The 25,966-nt window shown below is 71.7% G+C and carries 19 protein-coding genes and 1 tRNA gene; 11 read left to right on the forward strand and 9 right to left on the reverse strand.

Annotation, left to right across the window (positions count from 1 at the left end):
- Together AB0B33_RS43995 and AB0B33_RS44000 are read right to left on the reverse strand one after the other, a co-directional pair.
- Window positions 1-2,866: pentapeptide repeat-containing protein (locus AB0B33_RS43995; RefSeq protein ID WP_360783385.1), on the reverse strand; the 2,866-nt coding region annotated here is incomplete at its 3' end.
- A gap of 8 nt (window positions 2,867-2,874) precedes the next feature.
- Entirely contained in the window at window positions 2,875-3,396 is a 522-nt protein-coding gene (locus AB0B33_RS44000; protein WP_360783388.1) for a TIR domain-containing protein, read from the reverse strand.
- A 107-nt stretch (window positions 3,397-3,503) separates the two neighbouring features.
- Here AB0B33_RS44000 and AB0B33_RS44005 point away from each other — a divergent pair.
- Window positions 3,504-3,576 (forward strand) — tRNA-Thr (locus AB0B33_RS44005).
- 44 nt (window positions 3,577-3,620) lie between these two features.
- Here AB0B33_RS44005 and AB0B33_RS44010 read toward each other — a convergent pair.
- Complete coding sequence (locus AB0B33_RS44010; protein WP_360783391.1) at window positions 3,621-4,376, reverse strand: SHOCT domain-containing protein; 756 nt, start codon at window positions 4,374-4,376, stop codon at window positions 3,621-3,623.
- Between the two features lie 208 nt (window positions 4,377-4,584).
- Here AB0B33_RS44010 and AB0B33_RS44015 point away from each other — a divergent pair, with 208 nt between their 5' ends.
- Window positions 4,585-6,855 (forward strand): hypothetical protein, encoded by a 2,271-nt coding sequence (locus tag AB0B33_RS44015; RefSeq protein WP_360783394.1) that lies wholly within the window; start codon window positions 4,585-4,587, stop codon window positions 6,853-6,855.
- A gap of 4 nt (window positions 6,856-6,859) precedes the next feature.
- Complete coding sequence (locus AB0B33_RS44020) at window positions 6,860-7,711, forward strand: alpha/beta hydrolase (RefSeq protein WP_360783397.1); 852 nt, start codon at window positions 6,860-6,862, stop codon at window positions 7,709-7,711.
- Here the strand turns inward: AB0B33_RS44020 and AB0B33_RS44025 are convergent.
- Window positions 7,708-8,331, reverse strand: coding sequence for a TetR/AcrR family transcriptional regulator (locus AB0B33_RS44025; protein ID WP_360783399.1), 624 nt, complete (start codon window positions 8,329-8,331; stop codon window positions 7,708-7,710). The genes AB0B33_RS44020 and AB0B33_RS44025 overlap by 4 nt on opposite strands.
- A gap of 8 nt (window positions 8,332-8,339) precedes the next feature.
- Window positions 8,340-9,716 (reverse strand): MFS transporter, encoded by a 1,377-nt coding sequence (locus AB0B33_RS44030; RefSeq protein WP_360783402.1) that lies wholly within the window; start codon window positions 9,714-9,716, stop codon window positions 8,340-8,342.
- 125 nt (window positions 9,717-9,841) lie between these two features.
- Between AB0B33_RS44030 and AB0B33_RS44035 the strand changes: the two genes are divergently transcribed.
- Window positions 9,842-10,696 (forward strand): ion transporter, encoded by an 855-nt coding sequence (locus AB0B33_RS44035; protein ID WP_360783405.1) that lies wholly within the window; start codon window positions 9,842-9,844, stop codon window positions 10,694-10,696.
- Here AB0B33_RS44035 and AB0B33_RS44040 read toward each other — a convergent pair.
- Window positions 10,685-11,392, reverse strand: coding sequence for a TioE family transcriptional regulator (locus AB0B33_RS44040; RefSeq protein ID WP_360783407.1), 708 nt, complete (start codon window positions 11,390-11,392; stop codon window positions 10,685-10,687). The two genes, AB0B33_RS44035 and AB0B33_RS44040, sit on opposite strands and share 12 nt — an antisense overlap.
- Window positions 11,393-11,409: 17 nt before the next feature.
- On the opposite strand from AB0B33_RS44040, the gene AB0B33_RS44045 reads away from it, so the two are divergent.
- Window positions 11,410-12,375: an erythromycin esterase family protein gene (locus AB0B33_RS44045; protein WP_360783409.1), complete on the forward strand. Its 966-nt coding sequence runs from the start codon at window positions 11,410-11,412 to the stop codon at window positions 12,373-12,375.
- Window positions 12,376-12,429: 54 nt separating this feature from the next.
- On the opposite strand, the gene AB0B33_RS44050 is transcribed toward AB0B33_RS44045, so the two are convergent.
- The gene (locus AB0B33_RS44050; protein ID WP_360783412.1) at window positions 12,430-14,754 is read right to left on the reverse strand and encodes a chitobiase/beta-hexosaminidase C-terminal domain-containing protein; all 2,325 of its coding nucleotides are present in this window, start codon (window positions 14,752-14,754) and stop codon (window positions 12,430-12,432) included.
- Between the two features lie 268 nt (window positions 14,755-15,022).
- Between AB0B33_RS44050 and AB0B33_RS44055 the strand changes: the two genes are divergently transcribed.
- Window positions 15,023-16,252: a S53 family peptidase gene (locus AB0B33_RS44055; RefSeq protein WP_360783415.1), complete on the forward strand. Its 1,230-nt coding sequence runs from the start codon at window positions 15,023-15,025 to the stop codon at window positions 16,250-16,252.
- Here AB0B33_RS44055 and AB0B33_RS44060 read toward each other — a convergent pair.
- Window positions 16,241-17,413, reverse strand: a complete 1,173-nt coding sequence (locus AB0B33_RS44060) for a DUF2716 domain-containing protein (protein ID WP_360783417.1) — start codon at window positions 17,411-17,413, stop codon at window positions 16,241-16,243. The genes AB0B33_RS44055 and AB0B33_RS44060 overlap by 12 nt on opposite strands.
- A 67-nt stretch (window positions 17,414-17,480) precedes the next feature.
- Here AB0B33_RS44060 and AB0B33_RS44065 point away from each other — a divergent pair, with 67 nt between their 5' ends.
- Together AB0B33_RS44065 and AB0B33_RS44070 are read left to right on the forward strand one after the other, a co-directional pair.
- A complete protein-coding gene (locus AB0B33_RS44065; protein WP_360783420.1) occupies window positions 17,481-18,104 on the forward strand; it encodes a hypothetical protein in 624 nt (207 codons plus the stop codon).
- A 270-nt stretch (window positions 18,105-18,374) separates the two neighbouring features.
- Window positions 18,375-19,241, forward strand: coding sequence for a sigma-70 family RNA polymerase sigma factor (locus AB0B33_RS44070; RefSeq protein WP_360783544.1), 867 nt, complete (start codon window positions 18,375-18,377; stop codon window positions 19,239-19,241).
- Window positions 19,242-19,913: 672 nt separating this feature from the next.
- Here the strand turns inward: AB0B33_RS44070 and AB0B33_RS44075 are convergent.
- Window positions 19,914-23,045: a SpvB/TcaC N-terminal domain-containing protein gene (locus AB0B33_RS44075; RefSeq protein ID WP_360783422.1), complete on the reverse strand. Its 3,132-nt coding sequence runs from the start codon at window positions 23,043-23,045 to the stop codon at window positions 19,914-19,916.
- 183 nt (window positions 23,046-23,228) lie between these two features.
- Here AB0B33_RS44075 and AB0B33_RS44080 point away from each other — a divergent pair, with 183 nt between their 5' ends.
- The 3 genes from AB0B33_RS44080 to AB0B33_RS44090 are packed head-to-tail and all read left to right on the forward strand — an operon-like array spanning window position 23,229 to window position 25,917.
- Window positions 23,229-24,863: a S8/S53 family peptidase gene (locus AB0B33_RS44080; RefSeq protein ID WP_360783425.1), complete on the forward strand. Its 1,635-nt coding sequence runs from the start codon at window positions 23,229-23,231 to the stop codon at window positions 24,861-24,863.
- Window positions 24,860-25,435 (forward strand): sigma-70 family RNA polymerase sigma factor, encoded by a 576-nt coding sequence (locus AB0B33_RS44085; protein WP_315863241.1) that lies wholly within the window; start codon window positions 24,860-24,862, stop codon window positions 25,433-25,435. The genes AB0B33_RS44080 and AB0B33_RS44085 overlap by 4 nt, the downstream gene beginning before the upstream one ends.
- A complete protein-coding gene (locus AB0B33_RS44090) occupies window positions 25,432-25,917 on the forward strand; it encodes a hypothetical protein (RefSeq protein WP_247017621.1) in 486 nt (161 codons plus the stop codon). Before AB0B33_RS44085 ends, AB0B33_RS44090 begins: the two co-directional genes overlap by 4 nt.
- Window positions 25,918-25,966 lie beyond the last annotated feature (49 nt).

Below are 25,966 nucleotides of genomic sequence, written 5' to 3' on the forward strand. Positions count from 1 at the left end.
GGGTGCCGTCGGGGCTGTAGGCCACGGCGTTCACTTCGCGGGTGTGTCCGGTGAGGGTGTGTTGGTGTTCGCCGGTGGTGGTGTTCCAGATGCGTGCGCTGCCGTCGCTGCTGGCGGTGGCGATGTGGGTGCCGTCGAGGCTGAAGGCTACGGCTCGTACGGCGCCGGTCTGCCCACTCAGGAAGTGGATCCGGGTTTGGACTGGATCCGGCGGGATCGGCAGTTTGGTGCCGGAGCCGACGTGGCGGAGCTCGTTGGTGGTGGCGCCGGTGAGATCGGTGCCGTCCAGGCCGCAGTAGTGGAGGAATACTCCGCTCAGGTCGGTGTCGCGAAGGGTGCTGCCGGTGAGACTCGTGCGGTGCAGCATCGCGCGGTCCAGCCGGGCGCCGTCGAACGTTGATCGGCTCAGGTTGACGTGGTCCCAGCGGGTCTCGCGCAGGTCCGCGCCGGTCAGATCGGCAGCCGTGAAGCCGAGCGGCTCGGCGTCGGTGCCGCTGAACTGCCAGCCCCGCAGCTTCGCGCCGCGGAGGTCGGTGCCCGCCAGCGTGGGATGCGGCAGGTCGTGCTCGCGGGCGTGCAGGACGTACCGCAGCCACAACTCGCTGGCCCCGGGCAGGTACGGCTTGCGCCAGCGGCTGAGCTGGGCCATGAGGGCCTCAGGGTGCTCGTCGTCGGTGATCAGCTGGCCGAGGAAGTCCAAGGTTTCCCGCGAAGGGTCGGGCAGGCACCAGTCCTCACGGCGGTCTTCGCGCAGCGCGTCGCACAGGTACTGGGCCAGGAAGTACTCGTGGATGGAGCTGTGCGCGAACTGGAAGTCGGGCCGGTCGGGGCCGTTGCTGTCGTTGCGGATCACGAACGTGGCGGTGCGCAGGTCTTCTTCGAGCTGGTCGCGGGACGTCAGCTGGTACCGCCTGCTGAGCACCGCGTCGGTGGCGAGCTGCTCGTCGAGCCAGTCGTCCAGGGCGGCGCTGTCCAGCCGGCGGTCGCCGCGTGCCCAGGACCAGGCGGCGAGCCGGGCCATCAGGACGAGCTTGTGGTCGGGCCGGATCCGGTGCTTGCCCTGGTCCCGGGCCAGCCAGTCGTGCAGGACCTGCTGGTAGATCGTCGCCGCGTGGACCGGGCGTTGGTCGGCGAACCGCTTCTCGATGAACGGGATCTGGGCGACGACCTTGGACAGCGTGTACGGGCGGGTCGCCAGATCGGACAGGTCGTGGACCGCGCGCAGCATGTCCATCAGCTGGGTGGCGTCCCGCTCGGGCAGTGCCTTCTTCAGGTAGCTGCGGATCTGCTCGTCCGTCAGCGGGAGCAGCAGCAGCGTGATGTAGTCCCCGACCCCGGCCAGGTCACGGTCGTTCTCCAGGAAGTGCCTGGACTGCTCACGCAACGAGCGGAAGTAGTGGGTCCGGCAGGACAGCAGGACTTTCGTGTGCTCGCCGGCGAACGAGGCCTGGATCCCGTTGGCGGTCCGGATCGGCCGCAGCTTCAGGAGCTCGTGGGTGAAGGCGGTACCTTGGGCGGCGTCCAGCCGGACCAGGACTTCGTCGAGGCCGTCGATGATGAACAGCGTCGGCGTTTTCCTGGCCCACGCGAGCACTTCCTCCCCCGACGGCGGCGGCGAATCACCGGACGACCAGCCGTGCTTGATGCACTCGGTGAGGATCTCCGGCAACGTCGGCACGCGCTGATCCAGGTTGCCGAGCCGGCGAAGGTCGAAGTACAGCGGCTCCGGCTGCCCCACGGCGCGCTCGGTCCGCAGCACCTCGGTCAGCCCCTGGCAGGTGATCGTCTTCCCGGTTCCGTATTCACCCAGCAACGCCGCCAGCGGGGCGTCGTCCGGATCGCGGGCCCACTTCGTCAGGAACGCGATGACGTCGACCCGCCGGTCGCCGTCCGCCGTGTCGAGCGCCAGATCCGGATCCATGGTGCTCGGGCGAACGTGCAGCTCGATGACACCGTCGCTGCCGCCGGCCTTGAGCGCCCGCAGATCGTGGGCACCCATGTCCCGCACTTTCGAGGTCACGGCCGAGGGAAGCCGGCTGCTGGACGCGGCGAGCTTCCGGTGGATCTGCTCCGCCAAGCCGTTCACCCACTTGTCGCGCGCCGAGTCGCCGCGCTGAGCAACGAAGGGCGTGGCGGAATCCGGGTAGACGGACAGACCTTGCAGCCAGGACGCCTGCGTGCTCGTCGCCCGCAACATCACCGGCATGACCGCTGACTCTTCGAGCCGCGCGCGGACGACGGAGCTCCTCTCGGCCTGGGCCCCCCAGGCGTTGCTCAAGGCCACGATCACCAGTTCGCTGGCGGCCACCTCCCGGCGGAATCGCTGGTCGGCGTTCTCACCGACCACTACGCCCCGATCGGTCCGCCACACCTCGATCCGGGACTGCTCGATGTTCAGCGCGTCGGTCAGCAGGTCCCACAGTTTCCCCGCCTTTTCGTTGTCGCTCGGCGCGTTGCACAGCACGATGCGCCGGGGCCCGAGCTTCGCGGCCTGCCGGTTCTCGATGAGCACTTCGCGGACCGCCTCGTGCTCACGCAGAGGATCGCCGGCCGGCTCGACGCGTTCGGCCGAGAAGCCCAGCATGCGCCCCGCCGCCCCCAGCCTCTTCGCGCCGCGGACCTCCAGGCGTAGATCCACCTCCTCGATCTCGGCGGTGGCGTTCACCAGCTTGACCAGGCGCTCCAGCGCCTTCGTCGCCGCGGCCGGAGACCGGCCGGCGAACAACAGGTCCTGTGTTTCCTTGACGGACAACTCGTGGTTCTGGCCCAGCGCGTCGAGCAGAACGCCCAGGGTGTCGCGGTCCGCTTCGCTGAGCGGCACCCCGATCAGCCGGTTCCGCGCTGTGGTCGGCGGGATCCTTCGCATGCTGGAATTCACTCCCCGTCAGCCGGCGTGCCGTACTGGCCGAGCACCCGGTGCAACTCGGTGACCAGGCCGTTCACCCACGCGTCCTGGGCGGCGCCCCCGCGCACGCGGTCGAACGGGAGCTGGTGGCTGTAAACCTGCTTGCTGTCCAGCGAACGCCACTCCGCGTGTTCGCCGACCGCACGCAGCGACAGCGGGAACGCGCGCTTCCCGGGAACATCGACCAGGGCCGGCAGCTCGATGTCGGCGATGTACTCGCTGCCCAGGAAGGCGTTGCTCAGCGCGAGGATCCCCAGTTCGCTCTCGGCCAGCGCGTCTTTGATGCGGACGTCCCACGCTTCGCCGATCAGGATCGCCTCCTCGGCCTGCCACAGCCGGAACTCGTAGACGCGGTCGATCGCGGTCGCTTCTTCCAGCAGGGCCCACAGCCGCCGCGCGACGACCTCGTCCCGCTTCGCGCAGCTGAGGAAGATCCGCACCAGCGGCTTGCCGGACTCCCCGGTCGTCAGCCGTACCCGCGGCTCCGCCATGGTGTCTCCTGTCGTTTTGCGTCGCTATAACGTCCGATTGACTCGGAGAGTACAGCACGTCGCTCGGCGGAGCTCCGATACACTTCGTGTCGATGCCTCGGCGTCAGGCCGCTATAGCTCAGCTGGTAGAGCATCTGTCTTGTAAACAGAAGGTCAGGGGTTCGAGCCCCCTTGGCGGCTCCGATGTAGTGCCTTCGCCTGCCCGGGTCGGGCGAACTCCGTGACTAACCCCCGGAGAGCAACCGGGACTTCAGCTGCTCGAACTCGGCGGGGGTGAGCAACCCGCGCTCGAGCAAGCCGGAAGCGTTCTTGAGCTGGTCGATGACGGAAGCTGCGCTCGGGCCCGGCTCCGCTTGCTCGGCGGGTGCGGCCGAGTTGAGAACTTCGCTGATCCTGCGGAGTACCGGCGACAGGTCGATGCGGAGCTGGCCGGATTCGGTCTGGGTGTTGAGGAAGAAGAGTTCCGAGTCGGTGGTGCGGACGGAGATCTCTCCCGCGCCGGTGATTTGGAAGTTCGCGAACGTGCGGTAGGGGAAACTGCTCAATGTCTTGAGGCTGCCGACGTTGAGGATCGTCAGGCTGTCATCCGTGAAACGCAGGTCGTAAGCCGAGTTTTTGTTCAGCTTCGCGTGTGGTGAGTGGCCGCCCAGGTAGATCGAGGCGCTCAGTAGCTTTCGTGTCCTCTGGTCGATCTCCAGACGGCGTTGAAGGTCGTCTGACTCGAGCTTGAACCTGGTCGAGTTCCGCATGACGTTGCTTCGGCATCTCTCGAACTCTTGCTGATCGATGCCCGCGAGGGTTTCCCACGCCTTGACCCACCCCTGCTCGCTGACCGGGAAGTAGTCCGAAACGATCGTCTCGAAACCGAGCTTCGATCGCCGGGCCACCACCAGTCCGGGGCCGCCCTTTTTCGGTGGTCGATCCCTGAAGAAGACGAAGTACTTGCCCTCCGTGGTGCTGTAGTTCAGGAATTGAATCAATTCCGCGACGTCTACGGCCGGGTAAGGGGGAATGGGACTCGTCGTAACTCTGATCGCCTCCTTCGTCCGAAGCTAGGTCGCCGACGGAGGTGGTCGGTGTTACGAGGTGGGCGGGGGTGCTCCGCCGAACGGGTGCTACCCCTCCGCCGAAAACCGGCATAGAGTCCGGCCAAGCCCGATCCGGGTGTCCTTGGGGGGAACCATGGCTGTGTCACGTCCACTTGCGCTCGTCGCGGCCCTGGTGGCCGCACTCCTCCCGGGAGTGGCCGCACCAGCCGCTCAAGCGGCGGTCACCTCGCCCGCCTCCTCCTTCACCGCCGTGCAGCCGACTCGGTTCCTCGACACCGTTCGCGGGGTCGGGATCCCCGTCGGGCCCGTCGGCGCGAAGACCACCGTGACCGGCAGTGCCGCCTCGCTCGCGCCCGTCAACACCACCGCCGTCGTCGTCAACCTCTGGGTCGAGGGCCCGACCGCCGACACCGCCGTCACCGCCTTCACGCACGGGCAGGCACGGCCGGTGCTGCCGAGCCTGCAGGTGCAGGCCGGCAAGCGGCGGTCCAACCAGGTCACCGTGCAGGTCGGGGCCGATCGGACCGTCGACTTCTACAACGAGGCCGGTTCCGCCCACCTCATCGCCAGCATCGTCGGCTACTACACGACCGACGCCGGGTCGCGGTACACGCCGGTCAGTCCCTCGCGGCTGCTGATCGACTGGCTCGGCAACGGCACCACGACCAAGCTGAGCCTGGCCGACGAGGTGCCCGCGACCGCCACCGCCGTGACGTTCGCCTTGACGCTGACCAACCCGTCCGCCGCCACCTACGCCACGGTCTTCCCGCACAGCACGCCGCGGCCGACCATGGCCAACGTCGCCGCCTACCCCGGTGGGCAGGGCACGAACCTGGTCACCGTCAAGATCGGCGCGGACCGGTCGATCGACTTCTACAACCTGGCCGGCCAGGTGGAGTCCTACGCCGACCTCGTCGGCTTCTACGCCACCGACTACGGCGCCTACTTCACCCCGGTCGCCCCGGAGCGGGTGCTGGACACCCGCAGCGGGCTCGGGACGGGGGACGGCAAGCCCAGGAAGATCGGTGCGAACAGCGACATCGCGTACCGGCTGCAGCCGTCGATCCCCTCGAACGCGCTCGCCGTCGCCCTGAACGTGACCGGCTACTCGGCCACCGCGACCACCGCCATCACGGCGTGGGACAGCGGGAAGAGCAGCCAGCCCGACCCGGGCCTGTCCCTCGCGCCCGGGCAGACCGTCTCGGTGGCGGCGGCGCCCGTCGTGTCCGGAGTCGGCCCGGCGGTCAACGCCTCCTACGACGTCGACCGCTCGGTCTACGTGCACAACCGCGCCGGCACGGTCGACGTCACGGCCGACCTGTCCGGCTACTTCACCCTGCCGCTCGCCGACTGCTTCAACCAGTGCGTCTCGACGTGGGGCAGCTACTCGTGGCACCAGGGCACCGGGTACATCGGCACGCCGAAGACGATGGCCGGGCTGAGCGACGTCGTCGCCGTCGCCGGCTCGATCTCCCACGGGTACGCGCTGCGCATCGACGGGACCGTCCGGAGCTGGGGCCACAACTGGACCGGTGAACTGGGCAACGGCTGGTTCGGCGGGGCCTCCCGCGCGCCGGTCCCGGTCGTCGGGCTCACCTCGGTCACGGCCATCGCCGCCGGCGACGCCGAAGGGTTCGCCCGGCGCTCCGACGGCACCGTCTGGCAGTGGGGGCAGACCGTCGACGCGCCCGTGCAGGTCGCCGGCCTCACCGGAGTCACGGCCATCGCCGCCGCCCGTGACACCGCGTACGCGCTGAAGTCCGACGGCACGGTCTGGGCCTGGGGCAGCAACACCCGCGGCGAGCTGGGCAACGGCTCCACCGCGGCGAGTTCCGCCACGCCGGTGCGCGTTTCCGGCCTGAGCGGCGTCCGGACCATCAGCAGCGGCGACGGCTACAGCGCCTACGCCGTCAAGACCGACGGCACCGTCTGGGCCTGGGGCGACAACACCCACAACGAGCTCGGCAACGGCGTCGCGTGCACGACGTCGAGCTGCCTGTCCCGCACGCCGGTGCCGGTGTCCGGCCTGACCGGGGTCACCGACGTGACCGGCAACTGGTCGGGTGCGTACGCGCTGCGCACCGACGGCACCGTCGTCGCCTGGGGCGCCAACGACCGCGGCCGGCTCGGCAACGGCGTCAGCTGCGAATTCACCGACACCAGCCCGAACTGCACGTCGGCGGTGCCGGTCCCGGTGCGCGACCTCAGCGGCGTCGGGGCGATCGGGATCTTCGGCGGCGGCGGGTACGCCGTCAAGACCGACGGGACCGTCTGGGGCTGGGGCGACAACCACGATCTCGAACTGGGGCAGGGCGTCACCGCGTACCCGTGGTGGGCCACGGTCCCGGTGCAGGTGCCCGGGCTCAGCCACGTCAAGGCCGTCGCCGGCGGCCTGGCTCTGGGAGCGTGACCCCATGACGTCGACGCACACGCTGGAAACGCCCGGGGCCGACATCGTCTACGACGTCCACGGCTCGGGCGGACGGCCGCTGCTCATGGTCGGGCAGCCGATGGCCGCCGACGGCTTCGGCTCGCTGGCCTCGCACTTCCCCGACCGCACGGTGGTCACCTACGACCCGCGCGGGATCGGCCGCAGCGTCCGCAAGGACGGCCGCGTCGACCACGTGCCCGACGTCCAGGCCGGTGACCTCCACGCCGTGATCCAGGCGCTCGCCGCCGGGCCGGTCGACGTGTTCGGCAGCAGCGGAGGTGCGGTCGCCGCGCTCGCGCTGGTGACGGCGCACCCGGACGACGTCGGCACGCTCGTCGCCCACGAGCCGCCGCTGACCGGGGTGCTGCCCGACGCGGCCGCGGCCGAGCGGGCCGGGCAGCTGATGCGGGACGCGTACCGGGACGGCGGTTTCGGCGCGGGGATGGCGGCGTTCATGGTGCTGGCGTCGTGGAAGGGCGAGTTCACCGACGACTACTTCGCGCTCCCGCCGGCGGACCCCGCCCAGTTCGGCATGCCCGCCGAGGACGACGGCCGCCGCGACGACCCGCTGCTGTCCGACCGTTCCCTGGCGGTCACGGCTTACCGGCCGGACGTCGACGCGCTGACGGCGGCGCCGACCCGGATCGTCATCGGCGTCGGGGAAGAGTCCATCGAGGAGATGACCGGGCGCGCCGCGCTCGCGACGGCCGCGGCGCTGGGCCGGGAAGCGATCGTCTTTCCCAGTCACCACGGCGGTTTCCTGGGCGGGGAACACGGTTACGCGGGGAAGCCCGAGGCGTTCGCGGCGAAGCTGCGCGAGGTGCTGGCGGGCTAGGCCCCGAGGTGCTCGACCAGCTTCGCGAGCTGGTCGGCGTACCGCCGCACGAATTCGGGGGACGCCGGGTCCGTCCCGGTCAGCCCCTCGGCCACGTGCGGCAGGGTCACCGGGGCCATCGCGGCCGACATCAGCAGGATGGTGAGGCACTCGGGGTCGATCCACTCCGGCAGGCTGCCCGCCTCCTTCAGCGCGGAGATCCGTTCGACCGTCCCGAGCAGGCGCCGGGTGCGGGGTTCGTGGTCGGGATCCGACTCGGCGCCTTCGTACTCCAGCCCGGACCACGCCACCAGCCGCATGCCGTCGCGGCCCGTCGTGCCCTCGAGCGCGTGGCGCCGGACCTGCTCCGCCAAGGGCATGTCCGGCGAGACCAGCTCGCCCTGCCGCTCGGTCCACTGCTCGGACAGCGCGCGGTACAGGCCTTCCTTACCGTCGAAGTAGTACGAGATCAGCTGCTGGTTCACCCCGGCGCGCGTCGCGATCGCCGCGATCCGCGCGCCCGCGTAGCCCTTCGCCGCGAACTCCGCGCCCGCCGCCTCGAGGATCAGGCGGCGGGTGCGTTCCGGATCCCGTTGCCGCTCCTGGGGCTTCGGCGAACGGCGCGGCTTCGAGGCGGTCACGCCCGCGACTATACGTCAACCGGCTGCTTGACTCTGTTCGCCGAAAGGATGAGGGCGAGGACCAGCACGCCGGCGCTGACCGCGAGCGCGCCCGCCGTCGCCGACGCCGATCCGCCGTCGAGCCGGGCGAAGAACACGGTGCCGGACAACGCGATCCCGGTCGCCGTGCCGAGCTGGACGGTGGTGTTGACGACGCCGGACGCCGCGCCCGCTCGTCCGGGCGGGATTTCCGCCATCGACGCGGCGAACAGCGCGTTGAGCACCGCGCCCATCCCGAGCCCGACGGCGATCACCGGCAGCAGCAGGGCCCAGCCGGGCAACGCGGGATCCGTTACCAGGAAGGCGATCGCGACGAGTCCGGCCAGCAGTACGCCCACGGCACCCGCGGTGAAGGCCCGGCCGAGGCGGGGCGCCAGGCGCATCGCGAGGACGTTGCCCGCGACGATGCCGAGCGTCGACGGCGCGAACGTCAACGCCGCTTCCCACGGCGAAAACCCGAGTCCCAGCTGCAGGTGCAGGGTCAGGACGAAGAACACGCCGGTCGCCGTGGTGACGCAGAACAGCACCGCTTGGCCGCCGGCGAGGTGCCGCAGCAGGTCGGGCGGGACCAGCGGTTCGCCGCCGCGGTGGAACTGGAACCGCTGGTGCAGCGCGAAAACCCCGAACAGCGGGACGGCCGCCACGAGCAGCGCGACCGTCCACATCGGCCAGCCCAGCTCGCGGCCCTGCACCAGCGGGTAGAACAGGGCGCACAAGGCCGCGGTCAGCAGCGCGAGGCCCACCGGGTCCATGCGGTGCCGCCGGAAGCCCGGCCGGTCCGCCATCGTGCCCAGCGCGCCGAGCAGCGCGAGGGCGCCGATGGGCACGTTGACCAGGAAGATCGCCCGCCAGCCGGTGCCGAACAGGTCCGCTTCGGTCAGCGCGCCGCCCAGCAGCGGCCCGGCGAGCCCGCCGAGCGGGAACGCCGCCGCGTACCAGGTCATCGCCTTCGGCTGCTCCCGCTCGTCGAATTCCGCGTGGACGAACGACAGGACCTGCGGCACCATCAGCCCGGAGCCGACGCCCTGCACCACCCGCGCGGCGATCAGCACACCGGCGTGCCCGGCGAGGCCCGCGACCAGCGAGGCGGCGGTGAACACGAGCATGCCGCCCACGAACACCTTCTTCGTCCCGTGCCGGTCGCCGAGCCGCCCGCCGGTGATCAGCGTGAGCGCGAACCCGAGCGCGTAACCGGCCGAAATCCACTGCAGCGCGGCCTCGCCGGTGCCGAGCTCGCGCCGGATCGTCGGCAGGGCGACCGCCACAATCTGGTTGTCGATCATGTCCACCAGGACGGCGAGCACGGCGACCGCCAGTGCCCACCACCTGAGTGCGTGCTTGTCCACGTCGTCCCCCGTCCGTCTCGGTGGTACCGATAATCAGGTAGACGGACTACTGTGTCAACCGTCTGTTTGATTAGCGACGCGAGTGGTGAAGCGGCTGATCGGGCGGGTGCGTGCCATGATCGGGCATGGCCACCCTTCGCGACGCCCGCGAGCCGGAGCTCAACAGCGGGATCCTGCCCGGGAACGTGCGCGCCGACGACTGGATCATGCTCATCCTCGCCGCCGGGTCGGTCGGGTTGCTGGGGTTCATGGTGCTGAGCCCGCCGGCGCGGGACGCCGGGCTGGTGATCTTCTACGTCGACTGCGGGATCTGCGGGGTGTTCCTCCTCGAATTCCTGTGGCGGTGGCGGAAACGCCGGTGGGCCAAGAAGTTCCTGGTGCGCAACTGGTACGAGCTGTTCGCCATGATCCCGGTCGCGCACCCCGCGATGGTCGCGCACAAGTTCGTCACCGTCGTACTGCTGCTGGTCCGGATCGGGCGGGCCGCGGACCGGGCCGTCGGGGAGCAGTTCACCTACCGGCTCGTCGACAAGCTGTCCGAGCCGATCGTGAAGGCCATCAAGAAACCCGTGACCATCGCGGTGCTCGACGAGGTCGTCAAGGTGCTGGAAACCGGGAACTACCCGGAAAACCTCGCCAAGTCGCTCGGCGCCAACAAGGAAGAGCTGCGCGCGATCATCACCGAGAAGATCGCCGCCGACCCGCAGCTCGGGAAGCTCAAGCGGCTGCCGTTCCACGACGAGATCGTGCGCGCGTGCGTCGACACCTCGTTCCGCGTGCTGCTCGAAGTCCTGCTCGACCCGCGGATCGACGACTTCTTCTCCGCCGTCGTGCGCGACAACCGCGAGCAGATCCGCCAAGCCGTGCAGCTCGGGCTCAACGACCTGGACGACGCCGAGAAGGAGCAGTCCCTGCCCGTGCGCACCCAGCACACGGCCGCGCTCGAATACGACCGCCTGCACCCGAAGTCACGGCCGTAGCCGCACGTACTCCCCGAGCCGGGCGGCCGCGTCGAGCATGGCCAGGCCCCGCTGCGTGAGCTTTTCCCGCCAGCCGGCCAAAGCGCGGGCCAGCGAGTCGGTGCCGCCGGCCGTGCGGACCTGCTCGACCACCGTCGCGATGTGCGCCAGCGGGTAGCCGCCGCGGCGCAGGAGGTGGGCCAGTTCGGCGTCGCGGACGTCGGCCGCCCCGAAAACGCGGTAGCCGGTGGCGCGGTTCCGGACCGGGACGAGGATGCCCGCGCGCTCCCACGCCCGCACGGTCGCCGCGGTCACGCCGAGCCGGTGGGCCAGCTCACCGATGGACCACCCGGTTCCGGCCGGCGGGTCATGGGGGTGCCCCTCCGGCACCAGGTGGCCGACCGCCTGCCGGACCGCGGCGAGGGTTTCGCGGTCGCGCGACAGCAGCGCGTGGCCGCGATCGACGAGCGTCAGGGCCCGGTCGAGGTCGTCGTCGTGGACGGCGTGCATGATCCCGCCCGCCGTCGCGTGCCCGTAGGCCCGGACCAGCGCCAGGAACGCCCGCAGCGCGGCCGCGTGCACCTCCGTGTAAACCCGGTAGCCGCTCTCGGTGCGCGACGCGGGCGGGAGGAAACCGTCCCGCTCGTAGTTGCGGACCGCCTGCGTGGAGAGGCCGTGCTCGCGGGCCAGGTCAGCAGGTCTCAACCGGGTGTTCAAGGATACGATTCAACCACATGGACATCACCGACTGCACGGCCGGCTTGCTCGCGATCGGCGAGCCGACCCACTTCGAACCGGCCTTCGCGCGGATCCGCAACGAGCTCTTCGCGCGGCTCGCCGAGCACGGGTTCCGGTCCATCGCGCTGGAGACCGACCGCGTGGCCGCACTCGACGGCGGGTTCTCCCACGGCTTCGGTGAGCTGGACGCCAACCAGCAGCTGCTCGCCTGGCTGCGCGAGTACAACGAGACCGCCGACGAGCCGCTGACCTGCCACGGTTTCGACGCCCCGACGGAGATGTTCAGCGCGCCCAGCCCGCGCACCTACCTGGAACACGCCCGCGACTACCTCGGCCTGGAAGTCGACATCGCGACGCTGACCGGCGACGACGAACGGTGGAGCCGCGCCGAAGCGATCCTCGACCCGGCCGCGTCACCGGGCGCGTCGCCCGAGGCCCGCGAGCTGCGCGTCATCGCGGACGACCTCCTGACGGCCCTCGACGCCCGCGTCGAAACGGCTTCGCGCCGCGCGAGGATCCACGCCGCCGCCGGGCTCGACCTGCTGCGCTACCACGCGGCGTCGGCTCGACCGGGCGACCAGGAGACGAGGATCGCGCGGCTCGCGGGCGCCCGCGCGGTGATCATGGCCCGGAACCTCCTGGACATCCACGCTTCGGAGCCCGGCCGGACCCTGGTGTTCGCGCACAACAGCCACCTGGGGTCCGGGGCGGGCGAGATCGTCGCGTCGCGGCTCGGCGGCCGGTACGCCTTCGTCGTCGGCAGCCTCGGCCACAGCGAAGCCCTCGGCCTCGGCGAGCCGGCCGCGGACACCTACGAAGGCGTGCTGCAACGCGGCACCGACACCTGGCGGCTGACCGCCGAGATCCCGGCCGGGCGCACCCGCGACGACGCCGACCGGCGCTACGCACCGCTCACCCGCGAACTGCTCGAGCGGGCCGACGCCGTGCTGCACGTCGCCTGAACGCACGGCGGCCCCGCACCCGGGCCGGGGTGCGGGGCCGCCGATCACCCGTGCCTACGGGTAGTTCACCACGTTGACCGGCACCGTGCCCGAAGGCGTGACGCCGCCCGCGTCGTTGATCACGTGCGTGATCGTGCCGCGGTAGTTGAGCGAAACCGTCAGCAGGTCGTGGAACCGCACGCCGCTGGTGTTCGGCACCTCGAACGCGTGGTAGCTGGACACCGCCGGGTTCGTGTCGAAGAAGCAGTAACTCCCGAGACCCCAGGCCTCGTGGGAAGTCACGTTCGCCCCGACCTTGTACGCGGCGTACCCGGCGCCCCCCGAAGGCGCGTTCCACGACGCCTGGTTCGGGACGTCGTAGGGCATCTCGTTCTGGAAGAAGATCGTCTTCCCGCCCTGGCCGTTCCAGATCACCTGGTACTTCTGGTAGTGCTCGACGAACAGGCCGGTGGCCAGCACGTTGGCGCCGTTCACCACGAGCCCTGTGTCGGCCGTGTTCGTGTTCCAGCCGTACGTGCCCGCGTTGCCGTGGTCGGCGCGCCACGCCCAGATGTGGTCGATGATCGTGTTGGCGCTGTTGACGATCAGGCTGTTCGTCGCCTTGCCGGCGATCGCGCCGCCGATCCGGAAGAACACGTCCTGGACCGTCGTCGGGTTCGAAGCGTGCGACGCCGACGAGCCGGACTGCCCGACCGTGAGCAGCGCCTGCGAGTTCGTCGTGCCCGCGTCGAAGAGCAGGCCCTTGAGCCGCACGCCGTCCACATCGGACACCTGCATCGCGTTGACGCCGTTGTCGGGCACCAGCGTCGGGTAGCCGATGCCGAGGATGGTCGTGTTCGCCTTGGTCACGTTGAGCGTCTGGTTGAGGTGGTAGACGCCCGGCGTGAAGAACAGGTTGCAGCCCGCGGCGAGCGCGTTGTTGATCGACGAGGCCGTGTCACCGGACTTGACGACGTAGAACTGGCTCATCGGCGCCGAAGTGCCGGGCGTGCTGCCGTTCGCCCAGCTCGGGCCGGAAGCGTTGGTGCGCAGGGAAGGCAGGAACACGCGGTACTTGCCGCTGCCGTCGACGTAGAGGTAGGGCACGTCCCGCGAGACCGGGGTCGTGGCCAGCGTGGTCTCCGGCGGGTTCGGGAACGTGTTCGCCGGCGCGCCGCTGGTGCCGGAGAAGACCATGTTCCAGACACCGCCGGCCCAGCTGCCGAGCTGCGAGTCGCGGGTGTACCACTGCTGCTGCGAAACCGACGCGGCCTGGCCGGCCACCTTGGTGTCGGCGATGTAGCCGCCGCTGGCGAAACCGTAGCTCGCCGGGTATAGCTGCAGCCCGCCGCGGACGTCCATCCGGCGGAACGGCGCGGCCTGCGCGACCGCCCAGCGCTCCTGGCCGCCGGACGGGTTGACCGCCATGTTCTCCGCCGAGCGCCAGAAGTTCTGCAGCGCGACGCCGTTGTCGGAGGCGTTGAAGGCGTCGACGGTGACGTCGCCGTTGATCAGGACGTCACCCGGGTTCTGGCCGAGGCCGGCCACCGAGGTGTAGAACCCGACGTTGTCGTGCACGCCCGAGTACGTGCCGGGCTTGAAGAGGTGGGCGACGCGCCGGTCCGCCATCTGCGCGGTCAGCGTGTCCTTCTGGTTGTTGAAGTCGGTGTCGAGCTGCGCCTGGATCGTCGCCGCGGACATGCCCGGGTCGAAGATCCGCACGTTCGGCCCGAAGTTCGGGGTGTCGGACTGCGTGGGGCAGCCGGCCTGGGTGCCGATCGTGTAGGTCGCGCTCGACACCGGGGACGTCGTCGAGCCGGACTTGAGCGCGATCGCGTTGACCGTGCGCGAGTTCGGGACGCTGATCGGTCCGCTGTAGAGCGTCGAGGACGCGGTCGGCGTCGAACCGTCCACCGTGTACCGGATGGTCGCGCCGGAGGTGGCGCTGCTGATCGTCACCGTCTGGGCGGCCGAGTACGTGCCGCCGGGCGGGCTGAACGTCGGCGCCGCGACCGTCGTCGAGCTGCCGCCGACGGTGTAGGAGAAGTGCGGGGTGTCGTACTGCGGCCCGCTCTTCTCGTAGGTGAACCAGTAGTCGAGCGTGTTCCCGGTGCTCAGGCCGCTGACGGTGGTCCGCCAGGTGCCGGAGCCGTTGACCATCCGCACGTTCTGCTGGCCGACGCCCGGGACGCCGGTGTAGTGGACGTCCACGTACACCGCGGGGGTCGTCGGGGTGAAGTTGAGCTGCAGCTGCGTCGAACTCAGCTGGGTGACGCTCTGGGTGTAGTCGTCGGCCGCGAAGGCGGCGGGGGCGCTGAGCCCGGCCGCTACCAGCAGTGCCGAGGCGACGAGCGCGAGCCTCGGGCCGCGTCGTCGAAGCTTGTCCAAGGTCCGGTTCACGCCGTGACACCTCCGCCGTTGGGGATCCACGAGGCATTTGTTGCGAGTCACAACAAAGTAGCTCCCGGTTACCGGTACTTCGATCACTTTTTGGTAACACTTGTCTGGACCAATACGCGAACGGGTGAAGCGGTTCGCAACCCTTTGTCCGATTGACCGCACGGTGGGCGAATGACTGAACCGAGAAACATCCTTCTGCCGGGTGACCGCGTTCGAGTGACATGCGACGATCCCGTGCCACACCTCGTCCCCTACCGAGGAGTAGGCAATGGCGCCTCCACGGTTGCTCCGGTCCCTCGTCGTCCTCTCCCTCGTCGCGGCTCCACTGGTGGTGGCCACCTCGACCGCCGAAGCCGTCCCGCTGCAAAGCGGTGGGGTCGTCGACTTCGGCTGTGCCACCTCGGGCAAGTTCCACTGCCTCGGCAAGTCGATCCGGTCACCGAAGGGCTCCGGCCCGCTGCTGAATTCGACCCCGGTCGGCTACGGGCCGGCCGAAATCCAGGCCGCGTACAACCTCGGCGGGCTGCACGCGAACGGCAGGACAGTGGCCATTGTGGACGCTCAGGACGCGCCGACGGCCGAAGCCGACTTGGCCAAGTTCCGGTCCGCGCGCGGGCTTTCGCCGTGCACGACGGCCAACGGCTGCTTCAAGAAGGTCAACCAGAACGGCGCGGCGAGTCCGCTGCCCGCGCCCGACTACGGCTGGGCGATGGAGATCAGCCTCGACCTCGACGCGGTGTCGGCGACCTGCCCGGACTGCGACATCCTTCTGGTGGAAGCGAATTCCCCGGACACCGACCCACTGATGACGGCGGTCGACACCGCGGCGGCGACGCCGGGCGTGGTGGCGATCTCCAACAGCTACGGCGGCACCGAGGACTCGACGATCCTCGCCGCGGACGCCCACCTGAACCACCCGGGCATCGCGGTCACGGCGTCCTCGGGCGACTCCGGCTACGGCGTCAGCTGGCCGGCTTCGTCCCCGTACGTCACGGCGGTGGGCGGCACGACCCTGAAAAAGTCCATGACGACCGCCCGCGGCTGGACCGAGACGACGTGGAAGGGCAGCGGCTCGGGGTGTTCCGCGCTGGAGGCGAAACCGGCGTGGCAGCACGACACCGGGTGTGCGAAGAGGACGGTCGCGGACGTCTCGGCGGTGGCGGACCCGGCCACCGGGCTCGGCGTCTACGACACGTACAACAGCTGCGGCAGCTCGTCGTTCTGCGACCTGCTGCTGTCACTGGGCCTCGCCCAGGGCGCCGACGGCTGGATCCAGGTCGGCGGCACGAGCTTGTCGTCCCCGGTGATCGCGAGCGTGTACGCGCTGGCTGGGAACTCCGTGACGTCGGGGTCGTACCCGTACGCGCACACCGACGGGCTGTACGACGTGACGTCGGGCTCCAACGGCAGTTGCGGCGGGACGTACCTGTGCACGGCGGGTACCGGCTACGACGGGCCGACGGGGTTGGGCACGCCGCACGGGACGTCAGGGTTCTGAGCGCCGGAGCGGCTTTCCGAGCGCCGCGGTCAGTTCGGCGTCGATCCGCGTGCGGAGGTCGCCGAACACGCAGATCGTCTCCTCCCACGGGTGCCCGAAGGTGCCCAGGCGGAGATCGCGGGTGAGGTAGCTGTGGTAGTCGCCACCTGGGAAGGCGGAGCCGGGCCGGCGTGGTCCGGCTCCGCCGACCCGGGCGGGGTCGAAGCGGTAACCGGCGTGGTGCCAGTCGAGCCAGTACAGCTCTTCGCCGTCCACAACGGACTCGCGGAGTCCCTTGTAGATGGTGTCGAGGAAGCGGTCGACGGCGGTGTCCCCGGCGTCGCCGACGTACCAGGTCGCCGAGTTCGCCGGTTCGGTGATCCCGGGGAACTCCCTGGTGTCGGGCCGGAACGCGAACCGCTCCCGGAAGCGGGCCCAGATGTCGTCGTGCTCGGGTTCGGAAAACAGGCGACGGACCGGCCGGGTCCGCGCCGGCTCGCCGGGCGAGGGCCGGTGGTAGCGGGTGACGGTGGTGATCTCGCGCAACCCGGCCGCCTCGAAGGCTTCGCGCAGCGCACCCGTGGCTTCGGCGAGCAGGAACCGCGCGTCCGGGCGGTTCCAGGCGTGCCCGGCGAGCGTGCCGGCGAACCCGGGGTCGGTCACGCCGCCCACGACCACGAACTCGCCGGCCGCTTCGAGCCAGGCGGCCCGGTCGCCGTCGAGCAGGACTTCGGCCGCCCGGTCCAGGTGGGCCGAGTCGGCGAGGAACTCCGCGAACGGACGGCGGTGCGGGCCGGTGCCACCGGCCAGCTCGGCGACGCGCTGAAGTGAGAGCCAGTCGGCCTTGACACCGGGGATCGGGGCGGTGTCCGTCCCGATCGGACGGACGAGGACCGCGCGTTCCGGCTCCGCGGTGAACCCCGCCGCGCGCAGCAACTCGGGCAGCGCGTCGCCGTCGTGGCGGTACACCGGCCACACCACCGGCTCGTTCCGGCGGGCGAAGGCCTCGACCTGGCGGGCGACCAGCGCGCCGAGGCCGTCGTCCGGGAGCGGGCCGTGGTCCACCTCGCCGTGGGTGCCGTAGTGGGTGCGCACGACCGCGCCGTCGCGCTCGATCACCGCACCGACCGGTGGGAGCGTGGGCACGCGGCCGCGCAGCTGGGCGTCGAACGAGGTCAGCACACTGTCCATTGTCCACGGACGGGTGACCTTTGCGTGCGGGGTCCCGGTGCGGGGTAAGGATGACTGCATGCTGGACACCGAGCTGCTGTCGCGAGCGCCGTCGAGGGCGCTCGACGTTCTCACCCCGCTCGGGGACGTGCGGTTCGCCGTCCGCGTGGGTGGCTGGGACGTGCCGGCCAGACCGGAGCTGACCTGGGGCCTCGGGTCCGGTGCGCGGCTGTGCCGGTGGCGGCACCGGTCCGTGCGGCTCGACGTGCTTTCCGGGACCACCCGGCCCGAGCAGCCCGGCGTCACCCGCGAAACCGTCATCTTCCGCGTGCTGGCCCGGGAAGCGCTCAGCGAGTTCGTCGTCCAGGCCGGGCTCGCCGATCCGCCACCGGACGCTGCCGGTGCTGAAGGCGCTTTCACCGTCGGGACCGCCGACGCCGTGGTGAGCGTCGGCGGCCCCGACGTCGAGGCGCTGCGCCGTTGTTCCCTCGAGGGGCGGCACGTGCCGCCGTACTGGTCGGGGCGGCTGGCCGCCGACGCCGTCGAGCTCGACGGGGCGCGGCTCACCTGGCAGCTGCCCGGTGTCGAGCGCGGGGACTACGCCGAGCTGTGGGCGTCCGTCGCCTGGAGCGATGCGGACGGGGACCCGGGCCGCGCCGTCGAGATCGATCCGGCCCGGGTGCTGCGCGAGCTGACCCGGTGACACCCGGTCCGGATCCGGTGCCCCGGCCCGGTCGTTGCCGATCCGGATCGCGGTGGCGTCCGCGGTCGGCGTCACCGGGGCCGAAGTGGTGTACGGGGTGCTGTTCCCCGCGTCGCTGAGCGGATCACCGGACGTGTCACATCTTCGGGGCGCGGTACGTCAAGGTGGTGACGCACGCGAAAGGACCGCCCCGTGAACGACGATGCAGTGCCATCCGGGGCTTCGCCCCGAGCCGGGGGCTTCGCCACCCGGACCCCCGCGAAGACGGATTTGGCTCGGAGCTTCGAGACCCACCGCGACCACCTGCGGGCCGTCGCCTACCGGATGCTGGGCTCGCTGAGCGAAGCCGAAGACGCCGTCCAGGAGTCGTGGCTGCGGTTGAGCCGGAGCGACAGCGCCGCCGTCGAGAACCTGGGCGGCTGGCTGACCACGGTCGTCGGCCGCGTCTGCCTCGACATGCTGCGGTCGCGCAAGGCGCGGCGCGAGGAGCCGTGGGACGCGCTGGTGCCGGACCCGATCGTCAGCCGCGACGACGCCGGCCCCGAGCACGAGGTGCTGATGGCGGACTCGGTCGGGCTGGCGCTGCTGGTCGTGCTGGACACGCTCACCCCGGGCGAGCGGCTGGCGTTCGTGCTGCGGGACATGTTCGCGATGCCGTTCGAGGAGATCGCCCCGATCGTCGGCCGGTCCGAAGCGGCAACCCGGCAGCTCGCCAGCCGCGCCCGCCGCCGGGTGCAGGGCGCGCCGGTGGCGCCGGACCCGGACCTGGCCCGCCAGCGCGAAGTGGTCGACGCCTTCCTGACCGCGGCCCGCGGCGGCGACTTCGACGCGCTGGTCTCGGTCCTGGACCCGGAGGTCGTCCTGCGCGCCGACCGCGGCGCGGCCCACGGCGGTTCGGACGAGGTCCGCGGCGCAGCGGCGGTGGCCAACCAGGCCCTGACGTTCTCCCGCCTCGGCACAGGCGGCGGCGTGGTCCGCCGGGCTTTGGTCAACGGCGCGGCCGGCGTGGTGGCGACCCGCGACGGACGGCCGTTCTCGGTGCTCGGCTTCACGGTGGCCGGCGGGCGGATCGTGGAGATCGACATCCTGGCGGACCCCGAGCGGCTGGAGCGCTTGGATCTGGCGGTGCTGGACTGACGGTGGTGTGTTGAATGAGTCGTTCAGGTCTTCGGAGGTCCTGAACGACTCATTCGAGACCCTTGGGCGAGCGGGTGCGGTCGGGTGCCGGTGGGGGCCGCCTCTTGCTGAGATGCCGCTGGCCGCCGGGGCACAGGGCCGCTGGGGCACCGCCGCCGCCCGCGCTGCCGCTGCGCCGCCCGCGCTGCCGCTGCGCCGCCCGCACTGCTGCTGTCTGTCGCGCAGCCGCTGCACCACTGCCGCCGCCCGCGCTGCTGCGGCGCCGCGCGGCGCCGCCACCGCTGCCCGCGCGCAGCCGCCGCCGCTGCCGCGCCGCCGCTGCCGCGCAGCTGCGCCGCCGCTGCCGCCCGCGCAGCTGCTGCTGCCGCCACCGCTGCCCGCACCGCTGCCGCGCAGCCGCACCGCTGCCGCGCAGCCGCACCGCTGCCGCGCAGCCGCTGCCGCGCAGCCGCTGCCGCGCCACCGCTGCGGCGCTGACCGCGCTGCTGCGCCGCTGCCGCACCGCCGCTGCGCAGCTGCCGCGCCGCCGCTGCCGCACCGCCGCTGCGCAGCTGCCGCGCCGCCGCTGCTGCGCCACCGCTGCGCCGCTGCGCTGCCGCGCCGCCGCTGCTGCGCCACCGCTGCGCCGCTGCGCTGCCGCGCCACCGCCGCCGCGCTTTGCCCACGCCCCGGTCACAGGTCCGTGACCACCGCGCCGTTCTCGTCGGTCACCAGCGCCACCCCGGCTGCGCCGTCGAAGTGGAGGTAGCGGTGCCTGCCGTTCGCGTGGCGGCGGACCGCGCCCGCCACCACCGCCACCAGCTCGCCGTCCTCGATGGCGTACAGCTCGTCCGGGGTCAGGACTTCGTGGATGCGTGTGCCGTCCGTGACCAGGGTTCGGACGCGGCGGCCCGTGTGGTCGTAGCCGTACAGGGCGTTGACGCCGTCGTCGCCGTGGACGCCTCGGAGGTGGTCGAACGCGTCGCGGATTTCCGTGCCGCACAACGGTTGCGGGTCCGGGGCTGGGCCGAGTTCGCGGGTCCAGGTGCCGCCCGGGCCGCTCACCACGTGGCTGGTGCCGGTCCACGCCTCGCTCACGCCGTTCGCGTAGTGGACCGCCGTGCGGTGGCCGCGCAGGTCGTAGTGCACCGCGTCGACGAAGCCGGGCACGCTCACCAGCCTGCCGACCTCGTCGTACTGGTGGTGGACCGTCAGCCTGCCGTCGCCGGCGTCCGGGTAGACCACCTTCGCCGGGCGGCCGTCGGCGCGGCGCGTCACGTCGAGGCGGTACTCGACGGCGACGTGCGCGGGCCGCCAGCGCTTCTCGGCCGGGTTGCCGAGTGCGTCGTAGCCGAACAGCGTCACGCCCGACTCGTCGGCCACGCGCACCAGCCGCCCGCAGCTGTGCGGGCCGGCGCCGAGCGGGACCGGGAGCCCGCCGTCGTGGTGGGTGAACGTGATGAGCGGGGTGCCGTGCGGGTCGTCGACCAGCACCGCCGCCGGCCGGCCGGCGGCGTCGTGGACGCGGAACACCGTGTGCCCGTCCGGTGTCCGCGTCTCCACCGGGTTGCCCGCCGCGTCCCGCACCAGCACGACGCCGTCGTCGCTCCGCAGTTCCCGCCCGAGCAGGTCGCGAAGGCCACCTTCGAGTTCCTCGCGGGGGCCTTCACGGCCGGCGAGCGGGCGGCCGAGCGCGTCGTAGCGGAACTGCTCCGGCGGGGGCGGGCGGTCGCCGTCGCGGAACGACCGGCTCGTCCGGCGCAGGAACCCGCGCGCGCAGTACTCGTGGCGCTCGTCGACGACGTCGCCGAGCAGTTCGGCGTGCCGCCGCTCCAGCAGCCGGCCGGCGCCGTCGCGCACCTCGGTCGTCAGCAGCACTTCCGCCTCGCCGGACACCGCGCGCTGCTCGGTCGTGACCCGCGCCGGGCCGCGGAGGTCGTAGCGGTACCGGATGGTCGGCAGCTCCGCCGAATCACCCGGCCGGACGACGGTTTCGGGGCGCCCCAACGGGTCGTGGGTCACCGTGGTCACCGCGCCCGCCGGGTCGACGAGCTCGCGCACCCGCGCGGTCCGGACGTCGTGGCGCGTGATCGTCACGTTCCCGAGCGGATCCGTGGCCACCTCGGGGAAGCAGCGGTCAGCCGAATACCGCACTTCGCCGGTGTGCCCGAGCGGGTCGGTCGTGGCGGTGCGCAGCCCGGTGACGGTGTCGAGCCGCCCGTGGAACGTCGTGATCCACCAGCCGTCCTCGCCCGGACGGCGGTGGTAGCCGTGGTGGCGCAGGTCCGGCGGCACCGGGCCGTAGACGTCGGCGACGAGCGCGTCGGTGAGCACCAGCTCCTCCCGCGCGGTGCACAGCCCGTGCGCGCCGGCCCGGCCGTCGGGGTTCTCGTCGTAGCGGAACAGCCGGTCGGACAGCACCTTCCCGCTGCCGTCCACGGTGCGGACCCGAGCGGGCAGCGCCGCGAACCGGCCGTCGGGGTCGGTCGCGTACGTCGTGCGGGTGTCGCGCACGACGGGCCTGCGGCCGGCCCGTTCGACCGTTTCGACCACCCGGGCCGGGTTCCCGGCGGTGTCGAGGTCGGTCTCGGTCGTGGTGACCGAGACGGGGTCCGGGCGCCGCTCGAACTCGCTCACGACCGAACGCGTCCACTGTGGACGGTGCAGGTACACCACCCGGCGGTACGGCCGGTCCTGCTCGGGGGAGCCGTCGAGGCCGTAGGTCTCTTCCTTGGCCAGCCGGCCGTCGTCGCCGAACCAGCGCACGGTCCGCAGCGTGGGCGCGTGCTCGTCGCCGAGCTCGTCCTGGACGACCCGGCCGAACACCGGCAGCCGGCTGTCGTGGTAGTCGAACTCGGTCACGCCCACGTGACCGGTGGCCGTTTCGCGGCGGGAAACGCGCCGGACCACCGGGATCGTTTCCACCGTCGTGTACTCGATTTCGGTGCGCAGCCCGATGCCGTTGTCGATCTCGCTGAGCCGGCCGGTGCGGGGAAGGTCCTCGAACGAGAAGTACGGCACGGTGTCGTCGGCGTCGAGCAGCGAGACGCCGCCGCCGGAGCGGGCCTTCGCGGCGAGCTGGACCCGTTGCGGCACCGGGGTTTCCACCTGGGCGTAGGCCAGCCGCAGCACCGGGGCGGCGGCTTCGGCGCCCCGCGCGTCGAACCCGGTCAGCGCCACCGACGTCAGCAGCGAAGCGCCGGTGACGTCGTCGGGGTCGTAGCCGAGGGTCCACCGCCGGACGAGCGGCCGCGGGTCGGTGGGCACCCGCAGGTCGATCCGCGCGCAGCGCAGCGCCGTCGTGACGAGGGTGCCGCCGCGGCCCCAGCGCAGCACGTCCGGCCGCGGCTCGTACGCGAAGTCCACTTCGTACGGTCCGTAGCCGACGCGGGCGAGGTAGGCCTGGCCGCTGTGGTGGGCCCAGCCGAACGTCGCCGTCGTGCCCAGCGCGTCCTCGGTCCGGTCGAGGTACCAGCCGTCGCCGCCGGCCGGGCCGAGGAAGTGCCGGGTGCCCGACCGGGTGGTCAGCACGAAGCCGTCGCCCTGGCGGGTGAGCCGGCCCGCCGTCCCGGACCGCGCGTGGCCGTCGGTCTTGCGCACGTGCGGCAGCGGCAGCGCGAACCCGCCGCCGAACGGGCCGTTGGGCGCGCCGGTCGTGTAGCGCAGCGCCAGCGCCGGGGCGCTCCCGCCGGGACCGGGCGGCAGGTCGAGCGGCACCGCGAACCGCCCGCCGCCGGTGGCCGGGTCCGGGGTGAACGTCCCGCCCCCACCCCGGACCGGTGCCGGCGCGGTCGCCTCCCGCGTGCTCGACCGGAGCACAACCATGGTGATCTCCCCGCATGGATCCGTGACTTCCGGAGGGCCAAGTGGGTGAGCCGGGCGCGCCAGATACGTCGTCACCCGTTTGCCGTCGTCGTTACCCATTCGAGATCTCCGTGTCGTATCCCAGTGGCGGCCCGCGGGTCTTTCCCGGGTGCCATCAGTGATCAATGGCGGAGGGTGGACCCGATGGTCGTCAAGTTCGTCCGGGACGAGGGCGCGGAAGTTGCGGCGGAGGACGCGAGCACGCTGAACGAGCTCCCGACCCCGCCGAGGCAGTTGCTCGACCGGCACGGCGCACGCGTGCTGGACCCGGCGACCGCGGTCGTCGCCGCCGGGCAGCCGGTGCCGCGCACGACGGTGTACCGGCCCGGCACGTTCCTCCTGCCCAACCGGTACCTGCGCGACCCGGAGGCGCTGGCCGCGATCAACCGCGTGCTCGCGCGCATCGGCATCTACGCCACCCCGGCCGACGGCGGCGGTGACGACCAGGGGTACGGCCGGGTCCGGGAGCTCGCCGACGTGCCCGTCCGCGCGCTGCTGCGGGTCCGCGAGGACTCCGACCCGGTCGTCGTCGACTGCTGGAAGGCGCTGCAGCTGCTGCGGGCCGCGGCTTCGGGCGAGAAGCCCGAAATCGACCCGGAGATCGTCAAGGAGATGTCCGTCGAGCACCTGCTCTTCACGTCGCCGGTGTTCGGCGGGGTGCCGTGGGAGACCAGCGGCCTCGGGGGCACGCCCTGGGAGACCAGCGGGTTCGGCGCGGGCAGCTCGTACGGGCGCACCCACGGCGCGAACCGGATCCCGGTGACGCTGGCCGCCGAACCGCCGTACCGCAGCCGCAAGCCCGCGCACCGGCGGCCGGTGATCGCCGTGCTCGACACCGGCATCGGCCCGCACCCGTGGTTCGGGCTGGCCGACCGCTCCGGCCCGCCGTCCCCCGGCTCCGGGCTCGCCGTCGCACCCGACATCCAGGCCGCGATCCTGCAGGCCGAGGTCGACTCCGGGAGCACCCTGCCGACCCAGCTGCTCGCCGACCACTGGGACGCGCCGACGACCGGCCAGCCGCTGATCGGCGACATCGACACCGACACCGGGCACGGCCTGTTCATCGCCGGTATCATCCGGCAGGCGTGCCCCGAAGCCGACACGCTCGCGATCCGCGTCGTGCACAGCGACGGCGTCGCGTACGAGGGCGACGTGCTGCTCGCGCTGCACCTGCTCGCTGACCGCGTCCGGAACGCGCAGGCGGACAACCGGCCCGAGGACCTGGTCGACATCGTCTCGATCTCGATGGGCTACTACGTCGAGGACCCGGCGGACGTCGCGTTCACCGGCCAGTTCGGCTCGGTCATCGCCGAGCTGCTCGGGCTCGGCGTGCTGGTCGTCGCGGCCGCGGGCAACGACGCCACGACCCGCCGCTTCTACCCGGCCGCCTTCGCCGACCAGCCGCTCGGGCCCGGCTGCGGCCCGCAGGTGATCAGCGTCGGCGCGCTCAACCCCGACGTCACCACGAGCAAGGCGCTGTTCTCGAACGAAGGCCCGTGGGTGCGCTGCTGGGCGACCGGCGCCGGCGTGGTCAGCACCTACCCGACCGACGTCCGCGGCACCGCGGCCGCCGACCACCAGGTGCCCGAGCTCGGCCGCAACTCCTTCGACCCCGACGACTACAGCGCCGGCTTCGCGGTCTGGGACGGCACGTCGTTCGCCGCGCCGCTCGCCGCCGCCGAGATCGGCAAGGCCCTGCTGCACCACGCCGGGGACCTGGCCACGGTCGACCGCGAAACGGTCGTCAAGCGGGCCTGGTCCGCGCTGGGTTCGCTGTGAACGTGGCCAAAACGGACCACAGCCGGGTGGCGGCACTGTTCGACGCCGCGCGGGAGGGCGACCGCGCGGCGCTGGACGAACTGGTTTCCCTGCTCACGCCCCTGCTCTGGCAGGTGGCGCGCGATCAGGGGTTGGACGCCGACCAGGCGGGCGACGTCGTGCAGACGACGTGGCTGCGCCTGCTCGGCTCGTTCACGGAGATCCGCTCGCCGGTCGCGCTGACCGGCTGGCTGATCACCGTGACCAAGCGGGAGGCCTGGCGGACTGGGGAAAAGCGCCAGGTCGAACGGCCGCTTCCGGAGCTGCCGGAGCGGCTGACCGGAGCGGCACCGGCACCCGAGGAGGGGGTGCTGCGTGAAGACCAGCGCGTGCGGCTTTGGCGCGCGGTCGACAACCTGCCCGAACGCTGCCGCAGCCTGCTGCGGATCGTGGCGTTCGTGCACCGGCCGGACTACGCCGAAGTCGGCGCCCGGCTGGGAATGCCGAGGGGGAGTATCGGCCCGACCAGGGGACGTTGCCTCGCGCGCCTGCGCGAGCAGCTACTCGCCAACGGCGAAGGAGATTGGCTGTGACCACCGTCGAACCACCAGGCGCGAACGAGCCGTTGGACGAGCTCGACTTCCGGCTCCTCGCCGGCGTGCGCGAGCTGTGGGAAGACGCCGACCCGATGCCCGCCACGCTGGTGGAGCAGATCCGCTTCGCCATCGCGCTGGAGGACGTCGACCTGGAAGTGATGCGCATCCGCGAGCAGGAGGGCTTCGCCGTCACGCGAAGCGCCGCCGAGCAGGGGCGGCTCATCACTTTCGACAGCGAGAGCCTGACGATCATGGTGAACGTGAGTCCCGAAGCGGCGGGCACGATCCGCTTGGACGGATGGCTGACCCCGCCCGCCGAGCACCCGATCGAGGTCCGCACGGCGAACGGCCCCTTGACGACCACGTCGGACGCCGAGGGGCGCTTCGCGGTCAACGGGGTGCCGCACGGGATGGTGCAGGTGCTGGTGCGCACGCTCGGCAGGTCGAGGACGGTGAGCACGCCGGCCATCGAACTCTGAGCCCCGTCCGCCCGCCCGTCCGTCCGCTCGCCGGACGTCATGAACGGGT

This window comes from Amycolatopsis sp. NPDC049159 (genome assembly GCF_040648295.1).
GTDB lineage: Bacteria > Actinomycetota > Actinomycetes > Mycobacteriales > Pseudonocardiaceae > Amycolatopsis > Amycolatopsis pretoriensis_A.